20 protein-coding genes are annotated in these 23,960 nt (G+C 70.2%); 9 read left to right on the top strand and 11 right to left on the bottom strand.

Features of this window, described 5'->3' with window-relative positions:
* The first annotated feature begins 114 nt into the window (after positions 1–114).
* The gene (locus OG456_RS08595; protein WP_266558805.1) at positions 115–1,683 is read left to right on the top strand and encodes a hypothetical protein; all 1,569 of its coding nucleotides are present in this window, start codon (positions 115–117) and stop codon (positions 1,681–1,683) included.
* Between the two features lie 66 nt (positions 1,684–1,749).
* Here OG456_RS08595 and OG456_RS08590 read toward each other — a convergent pair whose 3' ends face one another.
* Both OG456_RS08590 and OG456_RS08585 read right to left on the bottom strand, forming a co-directional pair.
* Entirely contained in the window at positions 1,750–2,106 is a 357-nt protein-coding gene (locus OG456_RS08590) for an NYN domain-containing protein (RefSeq protein WP_266558803.1), read from the bottom strand.
* Complete coding sequence (locus OG456_RS08585; RefSeq protein ID WP_266558801.1) at positions 2,103–3,056, bottom strand: hypothetical protein; 954 nt, start codon at positions 3,054–3,056, stop codon at positions 2,103–2,105. Before OG456_RS08585 ends, OG456_RS08590 begins: the two co-directional genes overlap by 4 nt.
* Before the next feature lie 41 nt (positions 3,057–3,097).
* Here OG456_RS08585 and OG456_RS08580 point away from each other — a divergent pair, with 41 nt between their 5' ends.
* The 5 genes from OG456_RS08580 to OG456_RS08560 all read left to right on the top strand — a co-directional run bounded on the left by OG456_RS08580 (position 3,098) and on the right by OG456_RS08560 (position 9,936).
* The gene (locus OG456_RS08580; RefSeq protein WP_266558799.1) at positions 3,098–4,312 is read left to right on the top strand and encodes a CapA family protein; all 1,215 of its coding nucleotides are present in this window, start codon (positions 3,098–3,100) and stop codon (positions 4,310–4,312) included.
* Between the two features lie 232 nt (positions 4,313–4,544).
* Entirely contained in the window at positions 4,545–6,779 is a 2,235-nt protein-coding gene (locus OG456_RS08575) for a HAMP domain-containing protein (protein WP_266558797.1), read from the top strand.
* A 7-nt stretch (positions 6,780–6,786) separates the two neighbouring features.
* Positions 6,787–8,364, top strand: a complete 1,578-nt coding sequence (gene pgsB / locus OG456_RS08570; protein WP_266558795.1) for a poly-gamma-glutamate synthase PgsB — start codon at positions 6,787–6,789, stop codon at positions 8,362–8,364.
* Positions 8,361–8,843, top strand: coding sequence for a poly-gamma-glutamate biosynthesis protein PgsC/CapC (locus tag OG456_RS08565; RefSeq protein ID WP_100591255.1), 483 nt, complete (start codon positions 8,361–8,363; stop codon positions 8,841–8,843). The genes pgsB and OG456_RS08565 overlap by 4 nt, the downstream gene beginning before the upstream one ends.
* 22 nt (positions 8,844–8,865) lie before the next feature.
* The gene (locus tag OG456_RS08560; protein WP_266558792.1) at positions 8,866–9,936 is read left to right on the top strand and encodes a C40 family peptidase; all 1,071 of its coding nucleotides are present in this window, start codon (positions 8,866–8,868) and stop codon (positions 9,934–9,936) included.
* Positions 9,937–10,003: 67 nt separating this feature from the next.
* Here the strand turns inward: OG456_RS08560 and OG456_RS08555 are convergent, their stop codons facing one another.
* The 6 genes from OG456_RS08555 to OG456_RS08530 all read right to left on the bottom strand — a co-directional run bounded on the left by OG456_RS08555 (position 10,004) and on the right by OG456_RS08530 (position 18,369).
* Complete coding sequence (locus OG456_RS08555; protein WP_266558790.1) at positions 10,004–12,136, bottom strand: 3-hydroxyacyl-CoA dehydrogenase NAD-binding domain-containing protein; 2,133 nt, start codon at positions 12,134–12,136, stop codon at positions 10,004–10,006.
* Positions 12,133–13,359, bottom strand: a complete 1,227-nt coding sequence (locus OG456_RS08550; RefSeq protein WP_266558788.1) for an acetyl-CoA C-acyltransferase — start codon at positions 13,357–13,359, stop codon at positions 12,133–12,135. Before OG456_RS08550 ends, OG456_RS08555 begins: the two co-directional genes overlap by 4 nt.
* 134 nt (positions 13,360–13,493) lie before the next feature.
* Positions 13,494–14,204 (bottom strand): ferritin-like domain-containing protein, encoded by a 711-nt coding sequence (locus tag OG456_RS08545; protein WP_266558786.1) that lies wholly within the window; start codon positions 14,202–14,204, stop codon positions 13,494–13,496.
* A gap of 99 nt (positions 14,205–14,303) precedes the next feature.
* Positions 14,304–15,587, bottom strand: a complete 1,284-nt coding sequence (locus OG456_RS08540; RefSeq protein ID WP_266558784.1) for a ribonuclease D — start codon at positions 15,585–15,587, stop codon at positions 14,304–14,306.
* A 274-nt stretch (positions 15,588–15,861) separates the two neighbouring features.
* Positions 15,862–16,890 carry a hypothetical protein gene (locus OG456_RS08535; RefSeq protein WP_266558782.1) on the bottom strand — a complete coding sequence of 343 codons (1,029 nt, stop codon included), beginning with the start codon at positions 16,888–16,890 and terminating at the stop codon, positions 15,862–15,864.
* 111 nt (positions 16,891–17,001) lie between these two features.
* Positions 17,002–18,369 (bottom strand): hypothetical protein, encoded by a 1,368-nt coding sequence (locus OG456_RS08530; protein WP_266558780.1) that lies wholly within the window; start codon positions 18,367–18,369, stop codon positions 17,002–17,004.
* A gap of 227 nt (positions 18,370–18,596) precedes the next feature.
* Here OG456_RS08530 and OG456_RS08525 point away from each other — a divergent pair, with 227 nt between their 5' ends.
* Positions 18,597–18,722 (top strand): hypothetical protein, encoded by a 126-nt coding sequence (locus OG456_RS08525; protein WP_266558778.1) that lies wholly within the window; start codon positions 18,597–18,599, stop codon positions 18,720–18,722.
* Between the two features lie 472 nt (positions 18,723–19,194).
* On the opposite strand, the gene OG456_RS08520 is transcribed toward OG456_RS08525, so the two are convergent.
* Together OG456_RS08520 and OG456_RS08515 are read right to left on the bottom strand one after the other, a co-directional pair.
* A complete protein-coding gene (locus tag OG456_RS08520; RefSeq protein ID WP_100591261.1) occupies positions 19,195–19,857 on the bottom strand; it encodes a response regulator transcription factor in 663 nt (220 codons plus the stop codon).
* A 357-nt stretch (positions 19,858–20,214) separates the two neighbouring features.
* A complete protein-coding gene (locus tag OG456_RS08515; RefSeq protein WP_266558776.1) occupies positions 20,215–20,850 on the bottom strand; it encodes a DUF3000 domain-containing protein in 636 nt (211 codons plus the stop codon).
* A 152-nt stretch (positions 20,851–21,002) separates the two neighbouring features.
* Between OG456_RS08515 and hemE the strand changes: the two genes are divergently transcribed.
* Entirely contained in the window at positions 21,003–22,070 is a 1,068-nt protein-coding gene (gene hemE, locus OG456_RS08510) for a uroporphyrinogen decarboxylase (protein WP_266558774.1), read from the top strand.
* A gap of 129 nt (positions 22,071–22,199) precedes the next feature.
* A complete protein-coding gene (locus OG456_RS08505; protein ID WP_266558772.1) occupies positions 22,200–22,553 on the top strand; it encodes a hypothetical protein in 354 nt (117 codons plus the stop codon).
* Positions 22,554–22,565: 12 nt separating this feature from the next.
* Here OG456_RS08505 and OG456_RS08500 read toward each other — a convergent pair whose 3' ends face one another.
* Positions 22,566–23,945, bottom strand: coding sequence for an FAD-dependent oxidoreductase (locus tag OG456_RS08500; protein ID WP_266558770.1), 1,380 nt, complete (start codon positions 23,943–23,945; stop codon positions 22,566–22,568).
* Between the last annotated feature and the right edge of the window lie 15 nt (positions 23,946–23,960).

Raw genomic sequence — 23,960 nt, 5'->3', positions numbered from 1 at the left:
TGCGCAGGCCGGCCCGGGACGGATGGCGCGGGTGGCCACATGTGATCATTTTGTAATGAACTTATGTACAACAAGAGTTGATCGGCAAAAGTCTGATCAACCGTGAGACTTTCCTTGGCTAGAGGGGTCCTGTTCCCCCTCGCTCTGATCGCCGCGTCGGCGGGCGGCCTCGCCGGGCCCGCCGACGCGCAGGACAGGACCATGTCCGTAACCGGACTTCCGACGCAGATCGCCGTCACCCCCGTGCTGCAGGACGGTGTGAAGCAGCCTCGGCAGCTCACTCTGTCGGTCGCGGACAGCACGGACGGCCCGGCGCCGCGCGAGTACGTGCTCCGCCTCGACCTCGGCGTGCTCAAGGGCGTCGTGGACGTCGACGCCAAGCCCTGCGACGTGGCAGCCGGTCAGGCCACGTGCCGGATCAAGGTGACCGACCCCGACCGCGTCCCTGGTGTCGCCCTGACGCTGAGGGCCGCGACCGGCAGCCAGGCCGGGGACTCCGGCGTGCTCCATGTGACGGGCGAGGCGGACGGCCGGGCGCTGAAGGCCGTGGACGCCACGGTGCAGGTAGGGGGCGCGAACCTGGTGGTTGCCGGCGACAGGCTGCCGACGGGTCTGAAGGTGGGCGACACCGCGCCGATCCCCGTCAGCTTCCGCAACGTGGGAAGCGCGTCGGCCTCGGGTGTCCTGATGGCGTTCCGCTTCACCGAGGGGAGCAAGCCCGCCCGGCGCTTCGACAACTGCGAGTACAGCGAGCGCAGTTCCTTCGCGGAGAAGCGCTCCGCGCTGTGCGCCTTCGACGTCGACGTCCCGCCCCGGACCGAGTTCCGGCTGCCCGACGACGCGGCGGTCGAGGTCACGGCCGCCGCCCTCCACGAACTGGTGCAGGTCGACGTGTACCCCGACGCCCCGGGGATGCGCGAATACCTTCGCCGTGGATACCCCTACGAGCGAGGCAGCGGACCGCAGTTGAAGCTGCGCGGGACGGACGGCCCCCAGACCGGCGAGCGGTACGGGAACGCCACCTCCTGGGAGTCCACCTACTACATCACCAACACGGCGGATCTCTCCGTCACCGGGGCGGACATCAGCGGCAAGGTCGGTGACGAGGTCGTCGCCGACCTCGGGCTGCGCAACGACGGACCGGCCTGGCTCGGAGACGTGCAGGACCCGACGGAGTTCGCGTCGCTGCACGTCGAACTGCCGGACGGGGTGTCGGTCGTCGGCCTGCCGAAGGACTGCTTGCGGGGCGGGTCGGGCGAGTACGTCTGCCCCCTGGGACCGCTGGACTCCGATGCCCGGCTGTTCTTCCCCTTCAAGGTGAAGCTGGCGAAGCCGCTGAAGGACGCCCACGGAAAGATCCAGGTACGGCAGGCGGAGTGGTCCCGTTACGACACGAACCCGTCGAACGACTCCGCGCCGATCGGCTTCAGCACCACGTCCGCGTCCCCCAGTGCCGACCCCAGTACCGACCCGACCCCGGGGACGGGCGCCACCGGCGGCAACACAGGCGGTGAACCGTCGCCCAGCGCCACGTCCGGCGGAGCACACTCCGGTGACGAGCCGGGTGACGGTGACCTGGCGTCGACCGGCGCCGGCACGGTCACGTGGATCGCGGCCCTCGCCGTCCTGCTCATCGGCGGAGGCATCGCGGCCCGCGCGGTGGTGCGCAGGCGTCGGGCGTAGCCGGGAAACCACGAGGGCGCGCATCGACCACTGCGCGCCCTCACTCTCCGGTACGAGCTCCCCGCCTCACCCGGGCCGCACCGTCCGCGGCCCGACGCACGTCGCGCCCAACACGCCCACCCTGCACCGCAGTTCACGGTCGGCGGTGACCACGACCACCTCGTGGGGCAGCTCAGTCCGTTCCACCAGCTCCACGATGTGATCGTCCCCGCTCCCCGCCGCCGATTCGACCCGCACCCCCGGCACCGACTCCACGCCGCGCGCCGCGCCCTCGACGACGAGCACGATGTCGACGCCCTCGCGCTCGGCGTACGTCACCAGGCTGTCCCGCAGCCGCTCGGCGGCCCCGCGGCGGTCGCGCCACCAGCCGTCGGGCACGGAGCCGACGACGTTCGCGCCGTCGACGACCAGGAGTGTCGTCATGTGGTCCGGCCCTTCTCCCAGACGGCGGTGAGCCGCCCCACGGCATCGACGGCACGGGCGGTGCGCCGGTCGTCGGTACGCAGTGCGCTCGCGAACTCGACGTGCAGGAACGGCACGTGTTCGGCGGCGGCCTTTCCGCCCTGCACATTGGTGTGCCCCTCGAGCGGACAGGAGCGTACCCAGGCGCGGCACACGTCGAAGTCCCGCGCACGCAGTGCGTCGGCGAGCAGCCGGCCATCGGCGTGGCCTTCCCGGCCCCGCCCCGTCGACGCGATCACGTCGCGCCCCGGCGCCGAGTCGTCGGCGAAGCCGTGGAGCTGGAGACCGGGCATCCGGCGCTCCGCCAGCTCGTCGCAGAACGCGTCGAAGACGGTGTCCCGGCGGTGCGCGACGTCCGCCGCGTCGCCGCGCCCGGCTTTGCGGTGTGCACCAGCAATGACGAGGACTCCGCCGTGTCCGCCGCGCAGGACGCCCACGCCGAGCCGCTCCGTGTTCCGGTCGGCGACCGGGTGCGGGATCTGCACCGACCAGCGTGCGGGCGAGCCGGTCTCGACGTACACGCGACCCCAGCCGCGCGGCGCGGGTCCCACGTCGGTGCGGTCGGTGATCTCCGCGTACCGCCGCCCGGTGGCGCTGTCCGTGACGGGGGCGAGCGAGAGGTCGATGCTGGACAGGCGCTCCTCGGCCTGCTCGGGGCGGCCGTCGAGGAGGAGCTTCAGGCCGCTTGCGGCCGTGCGTCGCTCGGCGCGCGTCGGGGGGCGGTAGCCGGTGCCCGGGCCGAAGCGCGCGGTGTAGTCCGTGACCCGGGCGAGCAGGTCGACCCCGGTGCGGGCGTCCTGCCGGGTGTGGGGTCCGCGGCTGCCCGACGGCTCGTCCCGGCGCGTGAGACCGGCCACAAGGGCGGTCGTGACAACTGCTGCGATCAGCAGCGTTGTTGCAATCGTTACCATCTTCGTCCGGTTCGCCCTCATGGTTGTATAAAGATAGCCCGGTGAAGAGACGCCTCTCCCGCCGGTCGCTGTCCGGCATAGCCCTCACCGCGCTGCTCGCGGGAACCGCGGCCTGTGGCCCCTTCGGTTCGGACGACGACGGCAAGGCGGCCGCGGACGGCCCCTCGTTCACCGTCGCGGCCGCCGGCGACATCCTCATCCACCCGCAGCTCACCGAGCAGGCCCGCAAGGACGCCAAGGTGACCGGGCACGGCGAGAAGGGGCTCGACTTCGACCCGATGCTGACCGGCGTCAAGCCCGTCATCAGCAAGGCGGATCTGGCGATCTGCCACTTCGAGCCCGTCGCGGGCAAGCCCGAGGGGCCCTTCGAGAGCTACCCCGCGTTCCTGGTGCCGCCGCAGATCGCCACCACCATCAAGCACGTCGGTTACGACACCTGCTCCAGCGCCTCGAACCACACGCTCGACCACGGCGTCGGCGGCGTGCGGAACACCCTGAACGTCCTCGACCGGGCGGGCCTGAAGCACACCGGCTCCGCGCGCAGTGCCGCCGAGGCCGCCAAGCCGCTGATCATGGACGTCAAGGGTGTCAAGGTCGCCCAGCTCTCGTACGCCTTCGGGTTCAACGGCAACGAGATCCCCGCGGACAAGCCGTGGCTGGTCAACCAGATCGACTTCAAGAACATCGCCGCGGCCGAGAAGCGGGCCAGGGCCGCGGGTGCCGACGTGGTGATCCTCAGCATCCACTGGGGCCGCGAGAACCAGCCGAATCCCAGCCGCTCCCAGCTCCAGCTGGGCCGAAAGCTGGCCCGCGAGACCGGCATCGACCTGATCATCGGCCACCACGCGCACGTGGTGCAGCCCATGGAGAAGGTCGACGGCACCTGGATCGCCTACGGACTCGGCAACCAGATCGCCCGGCACGACGTGCCGACCGGACTGACCGAGGAAGGCGTCATCGGCTGGTTCGAGTTCACGAAGCGCGGCGGCAAGTGGGACGTGCAGGCCAAGTACGTCCCGACGTTCACCCAGATCCCACCGGACCCGGATGAGTCGGGCAATCTCCCGAAGGGTGCCGTGAAGGACCACCGGCTCGTGGACATCGCCGCGGCCCTGCGCGAGGACCGGGGCGCCGCGAAGCTGAGCGAGCAGCAGCGCGCCCGCTACCGCCTGGCCTTCGAGCGCACCGAGGGCACGATGCTCAACCGCGGCGCGGCCAAGGACGGACTCGCGCCGCTGGAGCCGCTGCCCGAGTGAGGGTCGCCGCGAAGCGACGCGTCTCACCTTTTTCTTAACTCGTACAACCCTTTGCCCGCGGCGTGGGTCAGATGTTTCTGGATCGCACGGCTGTGCGCTCCGGTGCGTGCAACCCCCACGGCCCGCGGAGTGACTTCCGTGCGCCCTGCGCGCACCACATGTTCCAGAGAGGAGCCCTCCGTTGGCCGCTTCGCCTCCGAAGCGGCGGCACAAGGTCCGCCGAAGAGCCGATATGTCCCTGCTGGGTGGCATTCGCCCGCCCATCGCCGTGCTGTCGGTTCTGCTCCTCGCCCTCGCGGGCATCACCGCCCTCACGCTCGGCCGGGTCGGACACGACCTCGTACCCGAAGCCGTCCGCACCTCCCAGCAGCACTTCGCCGAGGACGGCGCCATCGCGCTGCGCGCCTCCGTCGACGAGGGCGTCACCGACCTCACCCGGACGGCCGAGCTGTTCAGCGCCGGCGACCCGGTGCCCGCCGACGCGGTCCTCGACAAGATCGGCAACGTCTACCAGAAGTGGACGGGCACCGCCGTCGTCGAGATCCAGTCCGGCAAACTCCTCGCCGCACGCGGCGAGAACGTGCCGCTGACAGCGATCGACCGGTCCAAGCTCGCCGACGAGAACGGCCTCGCCCCGCGCATGGTGCGTCTCCAGAACGGCGAGACCCGGCTGCTCTCCTTCGCCCTGCTGAACTGGAAGGGCCGGCCGCAGCAGCTCCTCGTCGCCTCCAACAGCCTGAAGTTCCCGGGTATCAGCCTCGGCGAGTTCCGCTCCATCGCCGTCATCGACCAGTCCGGCACCCTCCTCAGCAGCGACGGCATCCCCGAGCCCGAGCAGGTCCTCACCGACCTGCAGCGCGATGAGGTCAAGGAGTCCAACCGGCAGCTGAAGGCCTTCGCGAAGGCCGCCGCCGGCAAGGCGAAGCAGCACCCCGTCAAGTCCAAGGAGCCCGGATCCGGCGGGTTCCTGGGCGTCAGCGGCAGCCTCAGCGGCGACCGCTACATGGGTGAGCGCTCCGTCGCCGGCTACGCCACTCTCGCCTCGCCGCAGCCCGGCGAGCCCACCGTCGCCACCGGCCTCGGCCTGACCGTCGTAGCCATGGTCAAGGTCGCCGAGGACCCGGCGGTCACCGCCAGCCCGATGTTCGGCCTGGCGGCCGCGGCGGCCCTGCTGCTCATCGGCGGACTCACCGTGGCGCTGCTGCTCGGCACCGTGCAACGGCCGCTGATCAGGCTGTTCCTGGAGAGCCGCCGCCTCACCCGCGGCGACCTCGCCCGGCCCATCACCGTGCCCCGGCGCGGCGAGGCCGCCCGGATCGGCGCGGCCCTGGAACGCCTGCGGCGCCAGCTGCTCGGCGAGCTCCCGCAGCCCGCCGCACCGGCGCGCCGCCGCTTCGGCGCCCGCGCGCTCCTCGCGGTCGCCGGGATCCTGCTGCTCGTCTGGGCGGGCCCTCTCCTGCTGCTGCTCAACCGGGCGGGCGACACCGTCGTCGTGCCCCAGCAGATGGTGAACGACCAGCGCGAACGCACCGACACCGTGTCCGACCGGGTACGCCGCGCCCTCAACGAGGGCCACGCCGACCTGATGTCGGTGGCCTCCCTCATCGGCGACCGCACCAAGCCCTCGCAGATGACCGAGGTGCTCGAAGCCACCATGAACGAGCACCTGCGCTACGAGTCCCTGTACGTCCTCGACGCCCGCGGCGACATCCTCGCCAGGTCAGGGCACGGCCCGCACAACGTCCAGGGCGAAGCCCCTTCCGCCGAGCCCATCCGGGTCCTGGACGACCAGGGCAAGAAGCCGGTCATCGTCGGCACCGCGGAACTGCCGGGCCGCGAGGGCGCGGCCGTGGTCGGCGAGTTCCGGATCGACTTCCTCAACTCGCTGCTCAAGCGCCCCGGGCTCGGCGACGTCCGTGTCGTCGACGCCGAGCGGCGCGTCATCGGCGGCAACACCGGCTATCTGGCCTTCCACAAACTGCCCGGCGAGCGGCTCGACGAACTGGTCGACGGGACCAACCAGAAGGTCGGCATGAGCCCGCGCCCCAGCGGCGTGCTGTTCCGCGACGGCGGCGACATCCAGATCGCCGCGGCCGCCCCCTTCGTCGGCGGCGGCGCCGCCAAGTCCCTCGGCTGGACCGTCGTCAGCTGGCAGCCCGCATCGAGCCTCGCCATCCCCGAGTACAGCCTCCAGAACCGCACGGTCCTGGCCGGACTTCTCGGCATCACCGCGGCGGCCGCCTGCCTCGGCTGGCTGCACATCGTCGTCGTACGGCCCCTGCGCGACCTGGCCCGGCAGGCCGAGTCGCTCGCGGACGGTGACCGCAAGACCGTCCTGTTCCCACGCCACCACGACGAGGTCGGCGCCGTCGCCCGCAGCCTGGAGCTGATCAGGCAGCAGGTCCAGAGCCAGCAGCGCAAACGCGACGGCGGTGCCCGCACGCCCGCCGGTGCCGGAAGGAACTAGAATCACCGTGCTCTTCCTCTACACCGTGCTCGTGGTGTGCGGAGCCGTCCTGCTGATCGCCGGAATCGTCGAACAGCGGCGGCACTTCGCCAACCTCGAACACATACCGACCCGCGTCCTCGTCAACGGCATCCGCGGCAAGTCGTCCATCACGCGCCTGTGCGCGGGCGCCCTGCGCGGCGGCGACCTGACGACGGTCGCCAAGACGACCGGCACGGCGGCCCGCTTCATCCACCCGGACGCCACCGAGGAACCGGTCTACCGCAAGTTCGGTATCGCCAATGTCGTCGAGCAGATCGGCATCGTGCGCCGCGCCGCCGCGTACAACCCGGACGCCCTCGTCATCGAGTGCATGGCCGTCATGCCGGCGCTCCAGGAGATCAACCAGTCCAAGCTGATCCGCTCCACGATCGGCGTCCTGTGCAACGTCCGTGAGGACCACCTCGCCGAGATGGGCCCCACCCTCGACGACGTGGCGCGCTCGCTGTGCCGCTCCATGCCGGAGGGCGGCATCTGCGTGACCGCGGAGCAGGAGCGCTTCCACATCCTCCAGGAGGAGGCGGACGCCAGGGACTGCAAGCTGATCTACGCCGACCCCGAGACGGTCAGCGACGAGGAGCTGCGCGGGTTCAGCTGGTTCACCTTCAAGGAGAACGTGGCGATCGCGCTGACCGTCGCCGAGCTGGTGGGCGTCGACCGGGACACAGCTCTTCAGGGCATGTACGACGCCCCGCCGGACCCCGGAGTCCTCTCCGTCGAGCGCTATCTCACGCACGACAACAAGAAGCTCCGCTTCGCGAACGTCTTCGCGGCCAACGACCCCGAGTCGACGCTGATGAACATCAACCAGCTCCTCGACCTCGGTGCCGTCCACCGCCCGCTGAACGTCGTCATCAACTGCCGCCCGGACCGCGTCGAACGCAACGGCCAGATGGGCGAGATCATCCCCGAGCTCGATCCGGACCAGGTCTTCGTCATCGGCCACCCGGCCAAGTCCGCCATCGACGCGATCCCCGCCGCGTACCGCGACCGGGCCGTGGACCTCGGCGGCGACCGGCGCGAGGCCGAGGAGTTCATGGGGAAGCTGCTCGGCAGCCTCGGCCCCGACTCCTCACTCGTCGCCATCGGCAACATCCACGGCCAGGGCGAGCACCTCCTGGAGCACCTCGCCGAACTCCCCGCGGACGAGTCCGAGGACAACACCGCCACCGCCGATCCGTACGGGACCGGGGCTCCGGCGCACGCGGCACCGGCCTCCCACGAGCCCGTCGAGACGATGCAGCTCTACGCGCCCCGCATCGACCCGTACCAGCAGTACCCGCAGGCGTACGAGACGCGGTACGCGCCCCAGCCGCACATCCCCGTGCAGCGCGACGCGGACCGGCCCCATCCCGAGTACGACGAGCCGCAGGCGCCCCGCGAGGTCTGGCCCACGGTGATCCAGGCCCAGCCCGTGCAGCCCGTGTATCCCGCTCAGCCGGCCGAACAGGAGCGCCCCCGCGGCCTGTTCGAGCCCCGCGTCCCGCCCGCACCCCTCACCGAAGACCCGCAGCAGTGGCACAGCAGCCCAGGAGAACCCCGTTGATCCCCACCGTCCTCACCCCCGAGATCGCCGCGATCGGCATCGCGATCGGGCTGCTGTTCTCCCTGGTCTGCTACCTCACGACGAACCTCTCACCGGGCGGAATGATCACCCCGGGCTGGATCGCGCTGACGCTCGTCGAAGACCTCCAGCGCGCGGCCATGGTCGTCGGCGTCACCGTCCTCACCTATGTGGGCACGCTCCTGATGCAGCGCTACGTGATCCTCTACGGCAAGCGCCTGTTCGCCGCCGTCGTGCTGCTCGGAGTGACGCTCCAGGCGACCGTGATGATCGTGCTCTCCCTCGAGTTCCCGCTGATGTACGCGAACCAGACCCTGGGATTCATCGTTCCCGGCCTCATCGCGTACCAACTGGTCCGCCAGCCCAAGGGCCCCACGATCCTCGCCACCGGCTCGGTGACGCTGATGGCGTACGTCGTCCTCACCGCCGGAATCCTTCTCGGCGTCATGCCGTCCGCCTGAACCAGCCACCGGAGCCGACCCCATGAGCGCCAAGAAGAAGCACCCTGTACTGCACACCGCGATCGTCCTCTCGCTGCTCGGCGGCAGCGCCTATCTGACGGTGGAACTGCGCAAGGACGAACAGGCGAAGGCCCCCGCCGTCCAGGCCGTCACCGACACCCCGCTCCTGGAGTCCAGCACGGGCCAGAAGGGCGGCGAGCAGAGCTGGGAGCGGCTGAAGAACCCGGAGCGCTCCGTCCTGCGCGGCGAGGGCGGCCAGGTCCTCGCGACCTTCACCGACAGCGCTCGCACGGCCACGCTCAAGGGCCCGAGCCGCACCTTCACCGAGCCCGCCAACACCAAGTCCCGCGTGGTCACCGAGGACTGGGTACGCCTCATGCCGGAACCCTGGCGCAAGGGCGCGGAGAAGGAGAAGTGGTTCAAGGACTGGTTCAAGGAGTTCTACGGCAGCGAGGAGGACGACATCTTCGCGTTCGCCTTCCAGTACCTGGAGGGCGCTCCCGTCAAGAAGGACGACGAGGGCATCGCCTACGCCGGTGACGCCAACTTCGGGCCGATCAACCCGAACGGAAGCGAGGGCAACGACCTGCGCGACGAACTCTCCGACTTCTACGACTACCTGGGCATCCCGTACACGTTCCGCGACGGCGTCTCGCAGCAGCCTGAGACGCGGCGCGCCAGGTCCGTGGACTGCTCGGGCTTCCAGCGCCTGGTCTGGGGCTACCGGGCCCGCTACCCCCTGATGTCCTCGGACAAGTCGGGCGACGGCCTGCCGCGCACCGCCAACGGCATAGCCCGCTCGGACGTCGGGACCGACATCATCCCGCTCAAGGGTGTCGGCGCCGCCGACCGGCCCAAGTCCATCGACGTGCTGCAGCCCGGCGACCTGGTGTTCTTCAAGCTCGACGCCCGTACGAAGCAGCGCCTCGACCACGTCGGCATGTACATGGGCCACGACACGGACGGCCACATGATCTTCGTGTCGAGCCGTGAAGAGGTCAACGGCCCGACGATCGGCGACAAGGGCGGCACGTCCCGCCTCGACGGCAACGGCTACTACGCGAGCACCCTGCGCAGCGCGAAGCGGCTCTGACCGGCCGCTCGATACGCCGGTGCCCGGCACACCAGTTGGTGTGCCGGGCACCGTTCGTGCGGGGGAGTTACGCCGGAACGCTCGCCACGCCCGCGTCCAGGAACCGCTTGCCGGTCACCCGCTCGCTGACGCCCTCACGGTCCAGGTACGGCGTGATGCCGCCCAGGTGGAAGGGCCAGCCGGCGCCGGTGATCAGGCACAGGTCGATGTCCTGGGCCTCGGCGACTACGCCCTCGTCGAGCATGAGGCCGATCTCCTGCGCCACCGCGTCCAGGACGCGGTCACGGACCTGCTCCTCCGTCAGGACGACATCGCCCTGCTTGAGGAGCGCGGCGACCTCGGGGTCCAGCTCCGGCTTACCGGAGTCGTACACGTAGAAGCCGCGCTTGCCCGCCTTGACGACGGCCGCGAGGTTCGGGGACACCGTGAAGCGCTCCGGGAAGGCGCGGTTCAGGGTCTCCGAGACGTGCAGGCCGATCGGGGGACCGACCAGCTCCAGGAGGACGAGAGGAGACATCGGCAGGCCCAGGGGCTCCACCGCCTTCTCGGCGACCTCGACCGGGGTGCCCTCGTCGATGACGTTCTGGATCTCGCCCATGAAGCGGGTGAGGATGCGGTTCACGACGAACGCCGGGGCGTCCTTCACCAGAACCGCGGTCTTCTTCAGCTTCTTGGCGACACCGAAGGCCGTGGCCAGCGAGGCGTCGTCGGTCTGCTCGCCGCGGACGATCTCCAGGAGCGGGAGGATCGCGACCGGGTTGAAGAAGTGGAAGCCGACGACCCGCTCGGGGTGCTTCAGCTTCGACGCCATCTCGGTGACCGAGAGGGACGAGGTGTTGGTGGCGAGGATCGCGTGCGCCGGGGCGACCGCCTCGACCTCCGCGAACACCTGCTGCTTGACGCCGATCTCCTCGAAGACGGCCTCGATGATGAAGTCCGCGTCGGAGAAGCCCTCGGCCTTGTCCAGCACACCGGTGACCAGGGCCTTGAGGCGGTTGGCCTTGTCCTGGTTGATGCGGCGCTTGCCGAGCAGCTTGTCGATCTCGGCGTGGACGTAGCCCACACCCTTGTCGACGCGCTCCTGGTCGATGTCGGTCAGGACGACCGGCACCTCGAGGCGGCGCAGGAAGAGCAGCGCGAGCTGCGAGGCCATCAGGCCCGCACCCACGACGCCGACCTTGGTGACCGGACGCGCGAGCGACTTGTCCGGGGCGCCCGCCGGGCGCTTGCCGCGCTTCTGGACGAGGTTGAACGAGTAGATACCCGCGCGCAGTTCGCCACCCATGATCAGGTCGGCGAGCGCCTTGTCCTCGGCGTCGAACCCGGCCTGCAGGTTCCCGTCCTTCGCCGCGGCGATGATGTCGAGGGCGCGGTACGCGGCCGGGGCGGCGCCGTGCACCTTGCTGTCGGCAATGGACTTGCCGCGTGCGACGGCCTCGTCCCACGCGTCACCGCGGTCGACCTCGGCGCGCTCGACGGCCACGTCGCCCTTGAGGACGTTCGCCGTCCAGATCAGCGACTGCTCCAGGAAGTCGGCGCCCTCGAAGATCGCGTCGGCGATGCCGAGTTCGAAGACCTGCTTGCCCTTGAGCTGGCGGTTCTGGTTGAGCGAGTTCTCGATGATGACCGAGACGGCCTTGTCGGCGCCGATCAGGTTCGGGAGCAGCGCGCAGCCGCCCCAGCCCGGGACCAGACCGAGGAAGACCTCGGGGAGCGAGAACGCGGGCAGCGCCTTGGAGACGGTGCGGTAGGTGCAGTGCAGACCGACCTCGACACCGCCGCCCATGGCCGCGCCGTTGTAGTACGCGAACGTCGGCACGGCGAGGCCCGAGAGGCGCTTGAAGACCTCGTGGCCGCCCTTGCCGATGGCCAGCGCGTCGTCGTGCTTCTTGAGGAGCTCGACGCCCTTGAGGTCGGCGCCGACGGCGAAGATGAACGGCTTGCCGGTGATGCCGGCGCCGACGATCGTGCCGTCGGCCGCCTCCTTCTCGACCTGGTCGATCGCGGCGTTCAGGTTCGCGAGCGAGGCCGGGCCGAAGGTGGTCGGCTTGGTGTGGTCGAAGCCGTTGTCGAGCGTGATCAGCGCGAACCGGCCCGCGCCGAACGGCAGGTCGAGGTGGCGTACGTTCGCCGACGTGACGACCTCGTCCGGGAACAGCTCGGCGGCGCCCTTCAGGAGTTCAGCGGTGGTGGTGCTCACTTGTCGCCTCCGGCGTCCTTGTGGTGCGGGTTCTCCCAGATGACCGTGGCGCCCATGCCGAAGCCGACGCACATCGTCGTCAGGCCGTAGCGGACCTCGGGCTGCTCCTCGAACTGGCGGGCAAGCTGCGTCATCAGGCGCACGCCGGAGGAGGCCAGCGGGTGACCGAACGCGATGGCGCCGCCGTACTGGTTCACGCGCGCGTCGTCGTCGGCGATGCCGTAGTGGTCCAGGAAGGCGAGGACCTGGACGGCGAAGGCCTCGTTGATCTCGAAGAGGTTGATGTCCTCGATCGACAGACCGGCCTTGGCGAGGGCCTTCTCCGTGGCCGGGATCGGGCCGTAGCCCATGACCTCCGGCTCGACGCCCACGAAGGCGTAGGAGACGAGGCGCATCTTCACCGGGAGGTTGTTCTCGCGGGCGAAGTCCTCGGACGCGATGATCGACGCGGTCGCACCGTCGTTCAGACCGGCGGCGTTGCCCGCGGTGACACGGCCGTGCACGCGGAACGGCGTCTTGAGGCCGGACAGGTTCTCCAGCGTGGTGCCCGGGCGCATCGGCTCGTCGGCGGTGACCAGGCCCCAGCCGGTCTCGCCGACGTCCGGGTTGGTGTTGCGCACGGAGATCGGGACCAGGTCCTGCTGGATCTTCCCGTTCGCGTACGCCTTCGCCGCCTTCTCCTGCGAGCGCACGGCGTACTCGTCGGCGCGCTGCTTGGTGATCTGCGGGTAGCGGTCGTGCAGGTTCTCGGCGGTCATGCCCATGAACAGGGCGGACTCGTCGACGAGCTTCTCCGACACGAAGCGCGGGTTCGGGTCGACGCCCTCGCCCATCGGGTGGCGGCCCATGTGCTCGACACCGCCGGCGATGACGGCGTCGTACGCGCCGAAGGCGATGGAGCCCGCGGTGGCGGTGACGGCGGTCAGCGCGCCGGCGCACATGCGGTCGATGGAGTAGCCGGGCACGGACTGCGGGAGGCCCGCGAGGATGCCGGCGGTGCGGCCGAGGGTCAGGCCCTGGTCGCCGATCTGCGTGGTCGCGGCGATGGCGACCTCGTCGATCTTCGCCGGGTCGAGGGCCGGGTTGCGGCGCAGCAGCTCCCTGATGGCCTTCACGACGAGATCGTCGGCGCGGGTCTCGTGGTAGATGCCCTTCGGGCCCGCCTTGCCGAACGGGGTGCGGACGCCGTCGACGAAGACGACGTCCCTGACGGTACGAGGCACGATGGCTCTCCTCCAGATGCGGGATGGCACTGCCGCGCGGCACGCACCCGGCATGCGGGAAGCGCGCTGCGAATACCGTCATGCTACTTGCGGGTAACCAAGACGTGTAGTCCCCCCGGCCGGAGCGGCGAAGGTCACACCGCGCGATCGAGGATCGAGCGCACCACGGGCCCCGCCGAAGCCACCACGTCACGCACGAACCGCACCCGTCCCAGCCCGAATCCGCGCAGCGCCGAGCCGTGGTCGCCGGCGACGACGAGCGCCGCGGAGAGGAGCAGCGCCCGCCACCCCACGAGCACCAGGCGCCCCACCGGGCGTGGCATCCGCGCGAAGGCCTCGCGCAGCCGCTCGCAGTGGAACGGCACATGCCGCTCCTCGTCGGCGAGGATCGCCCCGGCCACCCGCGTCGTGAGCGCATCGTCGGTGCCGTCGCGCAGCGCGCGGTAGTAACGCAGCGCCACGACCTCGGCGACCATCAGGACCAGGAGTTCGAGCCGCAGCCCGAGAAGCCGGCGCAGCCGGACGAAGACGGTGTCGCTCCAGTGGGAAGTGAGCGGCGGCACCCCGCCGGCGCCGAGCAGCAGCCCGAGCAGCCGGGCGTGGTTCTGCTCCTCGGCCACGAAGAGCCGCACGGCACGCGCGTACGGGGCGTCGCCCGCCCGGTCGGCCTTGGCGATCAGGTTCGCCCCGTCACCGCTCTCGCCGACCTGGAAGCGCCGCACGCTCCGCCAGATCGCGGGATGCACCCGCGCGCCCCGCTCCCAGGCGGGTTCCGGCGCCGCGGCCCGGCGCTCCCGCTCGTCCTCGAAGTCCCGCACCCATGCCTCGTACCCCCTGGTGATCATGGAGTGACCGTAGGCAGGCCCTCCCCGCCGCGACGAGCGAGGAGGGGCCACCGGTACGAAACCGCGACGAACGCGGGGCGCCGCGCGGCGCCCCGCGTGTCAGACGTTCTGCTTCAGTGCCTCGGTGAGCAGCGGCGTGACCTGCTCGATCTGCCAGGGCCGCGCCCCGTACCCGCGCAGCGCCTCGGCCACCGCCGCCTCGGAGCGGTCGCCCGGGGGCTCCCAGCACACCCGGCGGACCGTGTCCGGCGTGATCAGGTTCTCCTGCGGCATGTTCAGCGTCTCGGCCAGCGACGACACCGCTGCCCGCGCGGCGGAGAGGCGCGCCGCGGCGACCGGGTCCTTGTCGGCCCAGGCCCGCGGGGGAGGAGGCCCGGCGAGCGGGGCCCCGGGCTGCGGCAGCTCCGCGTCGGGCAGCTCCTTCGCCCGGTCCACGGCCGCCTGCCACTGTTCCAGCTGACGCCGGCCCGTACGGTGCCCGAAACCGGGCAGCGCGGACAGTGCGTGCACATTCACGGGAAGCGAGAGCGCCGCCTCGACGATCGCGCCGTCCCCGAGCACCTTGCCCGGCGACACGTCACGCCGCTGCGCGATCCGGTCCCGCGCGGTCCACAGCTCCCGTACGACGGCCATCTGACGGCGGCGCCGCACCTTGTGCATCCCGGACGTGCGCCGCCACGGGTCCTTGCGGGGCGGCGCGGGCGGGGCCGAGGCGATGGCGTCGAACTCCTGGTGCGCCCAGTCCAGCTTGCCCTGCCGGTCGAGCTCCTTCTCCAGCGCGTCCCGCAGGTCCACGAGGAGCTCCACGTCCAGCGCGGCGTAGCGCAGCCACGGGTCGGGCAGGGGCCGCGTCGACCAGTCGACGGCGGAGTGGCCCTTCTCCAGGACGTAGCCGAGGACGTTCTCCACCATCGCGCCGAGCCCCACGCGCGGGAAACCGGCCAGGCGCCCGGCGAGCTCGGTGTCGAAGAGGCGGCTGGGGACCATACCTATTTCGCGCAGACACGGCAGGTCCTGCGTCGCGGCGTGCAGTACCCACTCGGCGTCGGCGATCGCGTCGCCGAGGGCGGACAGGTCGGGGCACGCGACGGGGTCGACGAGCGCGGAGCCCGCGCCCTCGCGGCGCAGCTGCACCAGGTAGGCGCGCTGTCCGTAGCGGTAGCCGGAGGCGCGCTCGGCGTCCACGGCCACGGGCCCGGTGCCCGCGGCGAAGGCCGCGACCACCTCGGCCAGGGAGGCCTCGTCGGCGATCACCGGCGGGATGCCCTCGCGCGGCTCGAGCAGGGGGATCGGCACCTCCGCAACAAAGCCGCCGTCGTCCGGGGGTGCGCCCCCGGTGGTTCGCAGTGAAGTGTCTGCTGCGGTCTCTTGGGCGTCGGTCACCTGTCAAGGGTATCTGCCCGTACGTATGCCTGACCTGCGTGTTCTGGCCATTGGTCAACTGACCTGCGAAAACGCGTCTCGACCCGTCTCGGTGCGTCTGGGGGGTTCTCGCACCAGAGTGCCCGGAATATGGACTTTAGTCCCAATAATCCATGCTTGATCTACAGCCATGGGAAGGCCCTCTTGTCGAGGCTTGCACCGTGAGGCACACCACAAAGGGTCCGTCAGCAAGCTGACGGACCCTCATGGACGATCGAGATGCATGCGGTGAGCTCTAAGGCCGGGAGGCTATCTGAACGTCGGAGCAGCCACGCAGTTTCGCCTCATGGTCGGCGAAGGCCTTGAGTGCCGATGCGGCGAACTGGGCGGAGTAGTGAGCGACCGGGTATGTGTCGGTGTCCCTGTCGTACAGGTGGTACAGCACGAACACTGCGGGCTGTGCGGATCTGGGGCACCTGGCGGTGGCCCAGGCATATTCTTTGTCGCCGTAGGTGGGGCCGCGGCCCGCCTTGAGGTTGTCGCCCTCACTCGTGAGGAAGTCCTTGGCGGCGCGGCCGTAGTAGGCGTACAGGCCGTATCCGGGCTTTTTCTCCGGTGTCGCCAGGTAGCAGTTCACTTGCGGCGTCTGCGCATCCGCGGGGTACTCCATGACCTCGGGTACACCGTTCCCCGCGGCCGTCGGGGCAAGCCCCCGCAATGGGACGCAGGAACCGCGCGCCTGCTTCAAGGGTTTCGCCGTATCAGGCGTGCCGAGCCGGGAGGGGGGCACGCTGGTGAGCCGCTCGCCGGCCTTCACCTGGCACCCGTGCTTCTCAGCTGCCTTCTGGGCCGTCTCGGTGGTCACCCGGCCAAGCCCGGCCAATGTGGCGCTGTTCGGCTCCCCGTGCAGGTCACCGTATGCGACAAGAGCCTTGTTCTTCTGGTTCTGGCAGTCGAGCGCGACCATGACCTGCCAGCCGCCCTGGTACCTGGCGATGCCGGACCAGCCGTGGCCGAGGGGCACCGCCTGCCCCCTCACGCCGTTGTAGTCCTCGTTGTACCAGGAGAGGTCGGCTGAGGGGGGCGCCGCACTGCTCCAGCGCAGCTTCACCTCCAGCGAACTGCGCTGTGGTCCGGTCTCTGCGTTGCGGACACTGCAGGAAGCCAGGTATTCACTGTCACCCTCGGAGCCGGCGCTCAGGTGCGACGAGTGCAGAGCTGCGCGAAGTCCGCCCTGAGCGAGGGTGCTATCACAGGCGTGGTCGAGCGATCGGTCGTCCTTCCACTGGTCGAACGTGCCGGTGCTGTACAGCACGAAGGCCACGATCCCGAGAGTGAGAACGAGTGCCGGCGCGCACCACCTTGTGGGTATGCGTCCTAGCCTGGACTTGGTTTGCATCGTGCTCATTCTGTCGGGTGCCATTTTCTCCGAGCGTCAACGGTCGGCTCGAAGGGTGTCGAGCGTACGGTTGCGGCCCAAGTCGTACTGGTCCTGCCCCGCGTGGACGAAGGACTTCGTCCAGTCGCTGTCGATGCCGTGACCGCGGCTGTCGGCCCATGCCCTGACCATGTGATCCACGTCGTGAAGCCCGGCGTCGTAGGTCTTGGCGTTCTTCTCGGTGGCCTCGACGTTCGCCTCGGCGGTGTGTTCCTTGTTGGACTCGTAGGCCCACACGTCGATCGCCTTCGAGGTGAGGTCTCCCACCGGGGCGAGATCAGCTACGGGATTGAACATCAGTGCTGTGCTGAAACCCGTGCCGATCCCGTGGTTGAAGTCGGCGGCCCACTGCGTCTTGTTGAACCGTTCGTCGAAGATGACGTCCGACCGGATGCCGTCATAGGCGCCCATGGCGCGCGAGGACTCGACGACGCGGTTCTGGATCGTCTTGTCGCCGGCGTCCTGGGGGATATCCGCCAGGACATGGTGCGAATACTGCTGCTCAGCCCCGTAGAGGTGGCCGAAGGCTCCCCCGTCCTCGGCGATGCCCCTCATCACGGCGGCGAGGCGCTGGTGCCCCACAGCCATGTGCGCCCCGTCCTTGTCACTCCAGACCTCGCCCGTGCTGTCCCAGTCGATGTCGTACTTCGAGTCCGAGGCGGCGTAGATCTCGTGCGTGTCGGGTGTGTACGACGTCAGGACGTGCGCCAGCGGTGTGGACAGGTTCTTCGGCAGGTGGTCCGCCGCCTTGTCCGAGTACAGGGTGTTGATGGTGTCCTGCAGGATGCGGGCCTGCGGCTCGCTGTGCTGTCCGACCGCGTGGTACGCGCCCGGCGCTTCCCCGGTCGTGGCGGCCTCCAGAGCAGCGCCGAAGCCCTTGCGCACGTCGCCGTCCTCCGCCATGACGGGCAGGCCCGTCGTGGTGCCGCCGGGCGGCGTCGCGTAGTGGTCGACGACCGTGGCCCAATCACGCCCGTGCAGCAGGTACTTGAGGTTGTCGTTGTGCGCCGGGTCCAGGTATTCGGTGCTGGTCTTCGGGTCCTCGGACATGATGCCGAGGACGCCGTCGAGCGGGTCGTTGGCGAACCAACCCCGGTCCTTGCCGCTGAAATCGTCCCGCAGGGCCCAGACGGATTCCATGTTCCCCTTGGCGAAGTGCGACTCCTCGGCCTTGCGGACGTCGTCGGCGGTGTCCTCGAGGAACTGCCCGGAATAGCCGTGTCCCTGCTGCATCAGCGTGACCAGGCTCTGGTAGCCGCGGACCTTCTCGTTCGGAATCGGACTGAGGCCGTCCACCTTGAACTCCTCGACCCCCGCCTTCTGCATGTCGGCACGAAAGTGCTTGTAGAAGTCGGAGTTCGGCACGTGACGACGCCCTGATCGGACACCTTCATGTCCTTCGCCACGGCTTCGTCCCGGGCTGTCTCCAGCTTCTTGTGAAGGTCCACGAACTGCGTGTGCGCGTCACGGAGGAGTGAGGCGATCGACTTGGCCTCGACCTGGGCGTTCTGGAATTCCTTGAGCGTGGTGTCGAAGCGCCGATTGGCGGCGTCCGCACTCAGTCCTGTCCACGTCTGGCCCATGGATATACCGTGCACATCCCGCTGGTACGCGGTCTCCTGCTCGAAGTGGCTGATCAGGGAGTGAAGTTCATGTCCCGGCAGGACGTTGTGGGCGGCGCGGCGACCCTGCTGCGAGGCGGAGATCTCCTTCTCTGACTGCGCGGCCGTGGACGAGGGCAGCGGCAGGCCGCGTCGAGACGTCCGACCGGGATGTCTCGGCGTCAGGCGCAGAGTCGACCTTGGCCAAGGTCAGCGACGGCTGATCCGCTGCCGGAGTGGGGGTGGTGACTTCCTGTGCGAGGTGACCCGAGTCCTGGTGGCGCTGTCAGGTGGACGACGACGGCAAGTCTCACCTCGGGGGTAAAGCCGGCGCCTCCGCAGGCATCGGCGGCGGAAGTCATCGACTGGTTCACGGCACCGTCCGTCCACGGCGGCCAGGGTGTGTCGTGCGAACGCGGTTCTGGAAGCAGCCGGAGTTGCCCTCGGCGATGTGCCCTGAGCGGCGGGTTGGATGACATCTACCCACTTCAGGCCCATGCTGTGACAGATCAATGTATCTGTGTACGTACAGCGCCCGTCGACGGAACGTTCCGTCGACGGGCGCTGAAGGTACGTAAACCAGTCAGGGTCAGTGGATGATTCCGGTGCGCAGGGCCACGGCCACCATTCCGGCGCGGTCTCCCGTGCCGAGCTTGCGCGCGATGCGGGCGAGGTGGCTCTTGACGGTCAGCGCGGACAGTCCCATCGAGACTCCGATGGCCTTGTTCGACTGGCCCTCGGCGACGAGCCGGAGCACCTCGACCTCACGGCCTGACAGTTCGCGGTAGCCGCCCGGGTGGCTCGGAGCACCCGGGGGGCGACGGTGCATACGGGCCGCGGCTGACCCGATGGGGGCGGCGCCGGGCCGGGAGGGCAGCCCGACGTTGGTACGGGTGCCGGTGACGACGTAGCCCTTGACGCCGCCCGCGAGGGCGTTGCGTACGGCACCGATGTCGTCGGCTGCGGAGAGGGCGAGCCCGTTGGGCCAGCCCGCGGCACGGGTTTCGGACAGAAGGGTCAGGCCGGAGCCGTCGGGAAGGTGGACGTCGGCGACGCAGATGTCGCGGGGGTTGCCGATGCGGGGACGAGCCTCCGCGACGGACGAGGCCTCGATGACGTCACGTACACCGAGCGCCCACAGGTGGCGGGTGACGGTGGAACGGACGCGGGGGTCGGCCACGACCACCATGGCGGTCGGCTTGTTCGGGCGGTAGGCGACCAGGCTTGCGGGCTGCTCGAGGAGAACGGACACCAGGCCTCCTGGGGTGCGGGACGGGACCGGCTCGGGGATGAAGCCGGGGCGAACCGTGCTTTCAAGGTCACAGACCTCTTCGGCAGCAAACCCGCCCGCCTTTAGAGAAAGATCACGATTTAGTGAGTAACAATTCGTGCAATTCGGACACGCGATCGATCATCCGAAGATCGAACCGAATCACAACGGGACCGGAACTCTTCGAGGTCCGGTCCCGATCGGTGCTGTCACTGCCCCTCGTCACCGGCGGCGGAAGGCCGAAAATCGCCTGCCGATGGCTGTTCCCCATCCCCCGTCAGGACTTCGGCATGGCCGTTGAGGGCTCGCGCGTCGCCGTTCAGGACTTCCGCACCGCCGTCAGGACTTCTGCGGGCCCCGGCGCTGAGGCAGCGTCACCACGGACGCGTCCCCGGGACCGGCCGGCGGCAGGCCCGCGATCTGGCTGAGCAGATCGCACCAGGCGGCCAGGTGGGAGGACGTGTCCGGCACCCCGCCGAGCCCCTCGCGCGGCGTCCACGAGGCGCGGATCTCGATCTGCGACGCCGGCGCACGCTCACCGAGCCCGCCGAAGTAGTGCGAACTCGCCCGTGTCACCGTGCCGCTCGCCTCCCCGTACGACAGACCCCGCCCCTGGAGCGCGCCCGTCAGCCACGACCAGCAGACCTCGGGGAGCAGCGGGTCCGCCGCCATCTCCGGCTCCAGCTCCGCCCGCACCAGCGTCACCAGGCGGAACGTCCCGTGCCACGCGTCGTGCCCCGCCGGGTCGTGCAGCAGGACGAGGCGGCCGTCCGCGAGGTCGTCGTCGCCGTCGACCACCGCGGCCTCCAGCGCGTACGCGTAGGGCGCGAGGCGCTGCGGCGGCTTGGTCGGGTCCACCTCGATCTCCGGGCGCAGCCGCGTCCCCCGCAAGGCCTCGACCGCCGCGCGGAACGGCGGTGGAGCCGAGTCCACCGGATCCTTCGTGTTGCGCCCCTCCCGCTCCGATTCACTCATTCCCTCAGCGCCGTCCGACAGTCGTCCCTCAGCCGCAGCCATGCGGGGAAGATTAAGGGGAACGCGGCCTTCGCGCAGGGAGAGACACCCGGCACCCCCACCTCGATGTCCCCGCGCTCGGCGGGGTTCGCGCCCGTGCGAGACTTTCCGACGTGAGTGCCAACCTCCGCCCCACGGGCCAGCAGCCGACAGCTACGTACGAATCCGCCTTCCTCAAGGCGTGCCGGCGTGAGCCGGTGCCGCACACCCCGGTGTGGTTCATGCGGCAGGCCGGTCGCTCGCTGCCCGAGTACCTCAAGGCGCGCGAGGGCATTCCGATGCTCGAGTCCTGCATGATGCCCGAGCTCGTCGCCGAGATCACGATGCAGCCGGTGCGCCGCCACCACGTCGACGCGGCCATCTACTTCAGCGACATCGTCGTACCGCTCAAGGCCATCGGTATCGACCTCGACATCAAGCCGGGCGTCGGTCCGGTCGTCGAGCAGCCGATCCGCTCGCGCGCCGACCTCGCGCGGCTGCGCGACCTCACGCCCGAGGATGTCTGGTACGTCACCGAGGCGATCGGCCTCCTGACGGCCGAGCTCGGCTCCACCCCGCTCATCGGTTTCGCCGGCGCGCCCTTCACCCTCGCGAGCTACCTCGTGGAGGGCGGTCCGTCCAAGAACCACGAGCACACCAAGGCGCTCATGTACGGCGACCCGCAGCTGTGGGCCGACCTGCTCGACCGCCTCGCCGAGATCACCTCCGCGTTCCTCAAGGTGCAGATCGAGGCCGGCGCCTCCGCCGTCCAGCTCTTCGACTCGTGGGTCGGCGCCCTCGCCCCCGCCGACTACCGGCGCTCCGTGATGCCCGCGTCGTCCAAGGTGTTCAAGGCCGTCGAGGAGTACGGCGTGCCGCGCATCCACTTCGGCGTCGGCACCGGTGAGCTCCTCGGTCTGATGGGCGAGGCCGGCGCCGACGTGGTCGGCGTCGACTGGCGCGTCCCGCTCGACGAGGCCGCGCGCCGCGTCGGCCCCGGCAAGGCGCTCCAGGGCAACATCGACCCGGCGGTCCTCTTCTCCACGCCGGAGGCGGTGGAGGCCAAGGCCCGCGAGGTGCTCGACGCGGCGGCCGACCTGGAGGGCCACGTCTTCAACCTCGGTCACGGCGTGCCGCCCACCACCGACCCGGACTCCCTGACGCGTCTCGTCGAGTACGTCCACACGCAGACCGCCCGCTAGGGGTGGTGGGGGCGGGCTCGTGCCCGCCCCGTCCCGCTGAACGAACGGCGCCCGCCTGAACGAAAGCCGCCCGCTGCGCGTACGTCATGCCGAGCAGTGTCCCGCCGCCCCAAGCGAGGAGACCAGCCCATGACCGACCAACAGCCGGGTGCCCCCGTACCTCCCCTCACCGCCCTGCCGGACGGTGAGGCCCAGCTCGCCGTCGTGCTGCGCCTCACCTGGGAGGACCTGGCCGCGCTCGGTCAGGAGGCGGGCCGCATCGCCGCCCGCACGCACCGCCCGGTCACGCTCGACGAGGCCGTCAGCCACCGTCTGCGCAACCGCCTGCCCGCGGCCCACGCCAAACCTCCGCAGGCCACGACCGCTTCCGCCCTGAGCGCGGCCACGCTGCGCACCCCCGGCGACCAGGCGCGCCAGGCCATAGAGCAGATCAACGGCACGTCCACCCCGATGCCGCCCACCTCGGGCCCGGACACGCCCTAGGGGGCGGATCCCCTAGCCCCTGCGTACCGCCGCGCTCGACTTGCGGGCCGCCACCAGGATCGGGTCCCACACCGGTGAGAACGGCGGCGCGTAGCCGAGGTCGAGGGCCGTCATCTGGTCCACCGTCATGCCCGCGGTCAGCGCGACCGCCGCGATGTCGACCCGCTTCGCGGCGCCTTCGCGGCCGACGATCTGCACGCCGAGCAGGCGGCCCGTGCGGCGCTCGGCGATCATCTTCACCGTCATCGGGGCCGCGCCCGGGTAGTAGCCCGCACGGCTCGTCGACTCGATCGTGGCGGACACGTACTGCAGACCGGCCCGTCGCGCGTCCTTCTCGCGCAGGCCCGTGCGCGCGATCTCCAGGTCGCACACCTTGCTCACGGCCGTTCCGACGACGCCCGGGAACGTCGCGTAACCGCCGCCCGCGTTCGTGCCGATGACCTGCCCGTGCTTGTTGGCGTGCGTGCCGAGCGCGATGTGGCGCTCGCGTCCCGAGACCAGGTCGAGTACCTCCACGCAGTCGCCGCCCGCCCAGATGTTCTCGTGGCCGCGCACCCGCATGGCCAGATCGGTGAGGAGCCCGCCGTGCTCGCCCAGGGGGAGTCCCGCGGAGCGGGCCAGCGAGGTCTCCGGGCGGACGCCGATGCCGAGGACGACGACGTCCGCCGGATACTCGTCGGACGTCGTGGCGACCGCCCGCGCCCGCCCGTCGTCACCCGTGAGGATCTTGGTGACCTCGGCGTCGTCGACCATGGTGATGTCCATGCCGGTCATCGACTCGTGCACCAGGCGGCCCATGTCGGGGTCGAGCGTCGACATCGGCTCCGGCCCGCGGTTGACGACCGTGACCTCGTATCCGCGGCGGATCAGCGCCTCCGCCATCTCGACGCCGATGTAGCCCGCGCCGACGACGACGGCCCGCCGCCCCTGTGTCGCGGCGAGCGAGTCGAGCAGCGCCTGGCCGTCGTCGAGGGTCTGCACGCCGTGCACGCCCGGTGCGTCGATCCCGGGAATCCGCGGCCGCACCGGCCGGGCACCCGTAGCGATCACGAGTTTGTCGTACGAGGTCCAGACCTCCGTCCCCGTGTCGAGCTCACGTGACCTCACCCGCCCGCCCGCGACGTCGAGTTCGGTCACCTCCGTGCGCATACGCAGGTCGATGGACCGCTCCCGGTGCTCCTCGGGCGTGCGTGCGATCAGCTCGTCGCGCCCGGCCACCTCGCCGCCGACCCAGTAGGGGATGCCGCACGCCGAGTACGAGGAGAAGTGCCCCCGCTCGAAGGCCACGATCTCCAGCTCGTCGGGGCCGCGCATCCTGCGGGCCTGCGACGCGGCGGACATGCCCGCCGCGTCGCCGCCGATGACCACCAGTCGCTCACGTGTAGGGCTCATGCCCACCAAACTACG

This window comes from Streptomyces sp. NBC_01446, from assembly GCF_026340095.1.
Taxonomy (GTDB): Bacteria; Actinomycetota; Actinomycetes; order Streptomycetales; family Streptomycetaceae; genus Streptomyces; species Streptomyces aureus.
The sequence above is the reverse complement of the archived record's forward strand: the minus strand, read 5'-3'. Positions and strand labels throughout refer to the sequence as shown.

Coding starts and splice junctions, on each gene's coding strand:
- OG456_RS08590 (WP_266558803.1), bottom strand. CDS start 2,106: ATGACGACACTCCTGGTCGTCGACGGCGCGAACGTCGTCGGCTCCGTG.
- OG456_RS08585 (WP_266558801.1), bottom strand. CDS start 3,056: ATGGTAACGATTGCAACAACGCTGCTGATCGCAGCAGTTGTCACGACC.
- OG456_RS08575 (WP_266558797.1), top strand. CDS start 4,545: ATGTCCCTGCTGGGTGGCATTCGCCCGCCCATCGCCGTGCTGTCGGTT.
- OG456_RS08560 (WP_266558792.1), top strand. CDS start 8,866: ATGAGCGCCAAGAAGAAGCACCCTGTACTGCACACCGCGATCGTCCTC.
- OG456_RS08545 (WP_266558786.1), bottom strand. CDS start 14,204: ATGATCACCAGGGGGTACGAGGCATGGGTGCGGGACTTCGAGGACGAG.
- OG456_RS08515 (WP_266558776.1), bottom strand. CDS start 20,850: ATGAGTGAATCGGAGCGGGAGGGGCGCAACACGAAGGATCCGGTGGAC.
- OG456_RS08505 (WP_266558772.1), top strand. CDS start 22,200: ATGACCGACCAACAGCCGGGTGCCCCCGTACCTCCCCTCACCGCCCTG.
- OG456_RS08500 (WP_266558770.1), bottom strand. CDS start 23,945: ATGAGCCCTACACGTGAGCGACTGGTGGTCATCGGCGGCGACGCGGCG.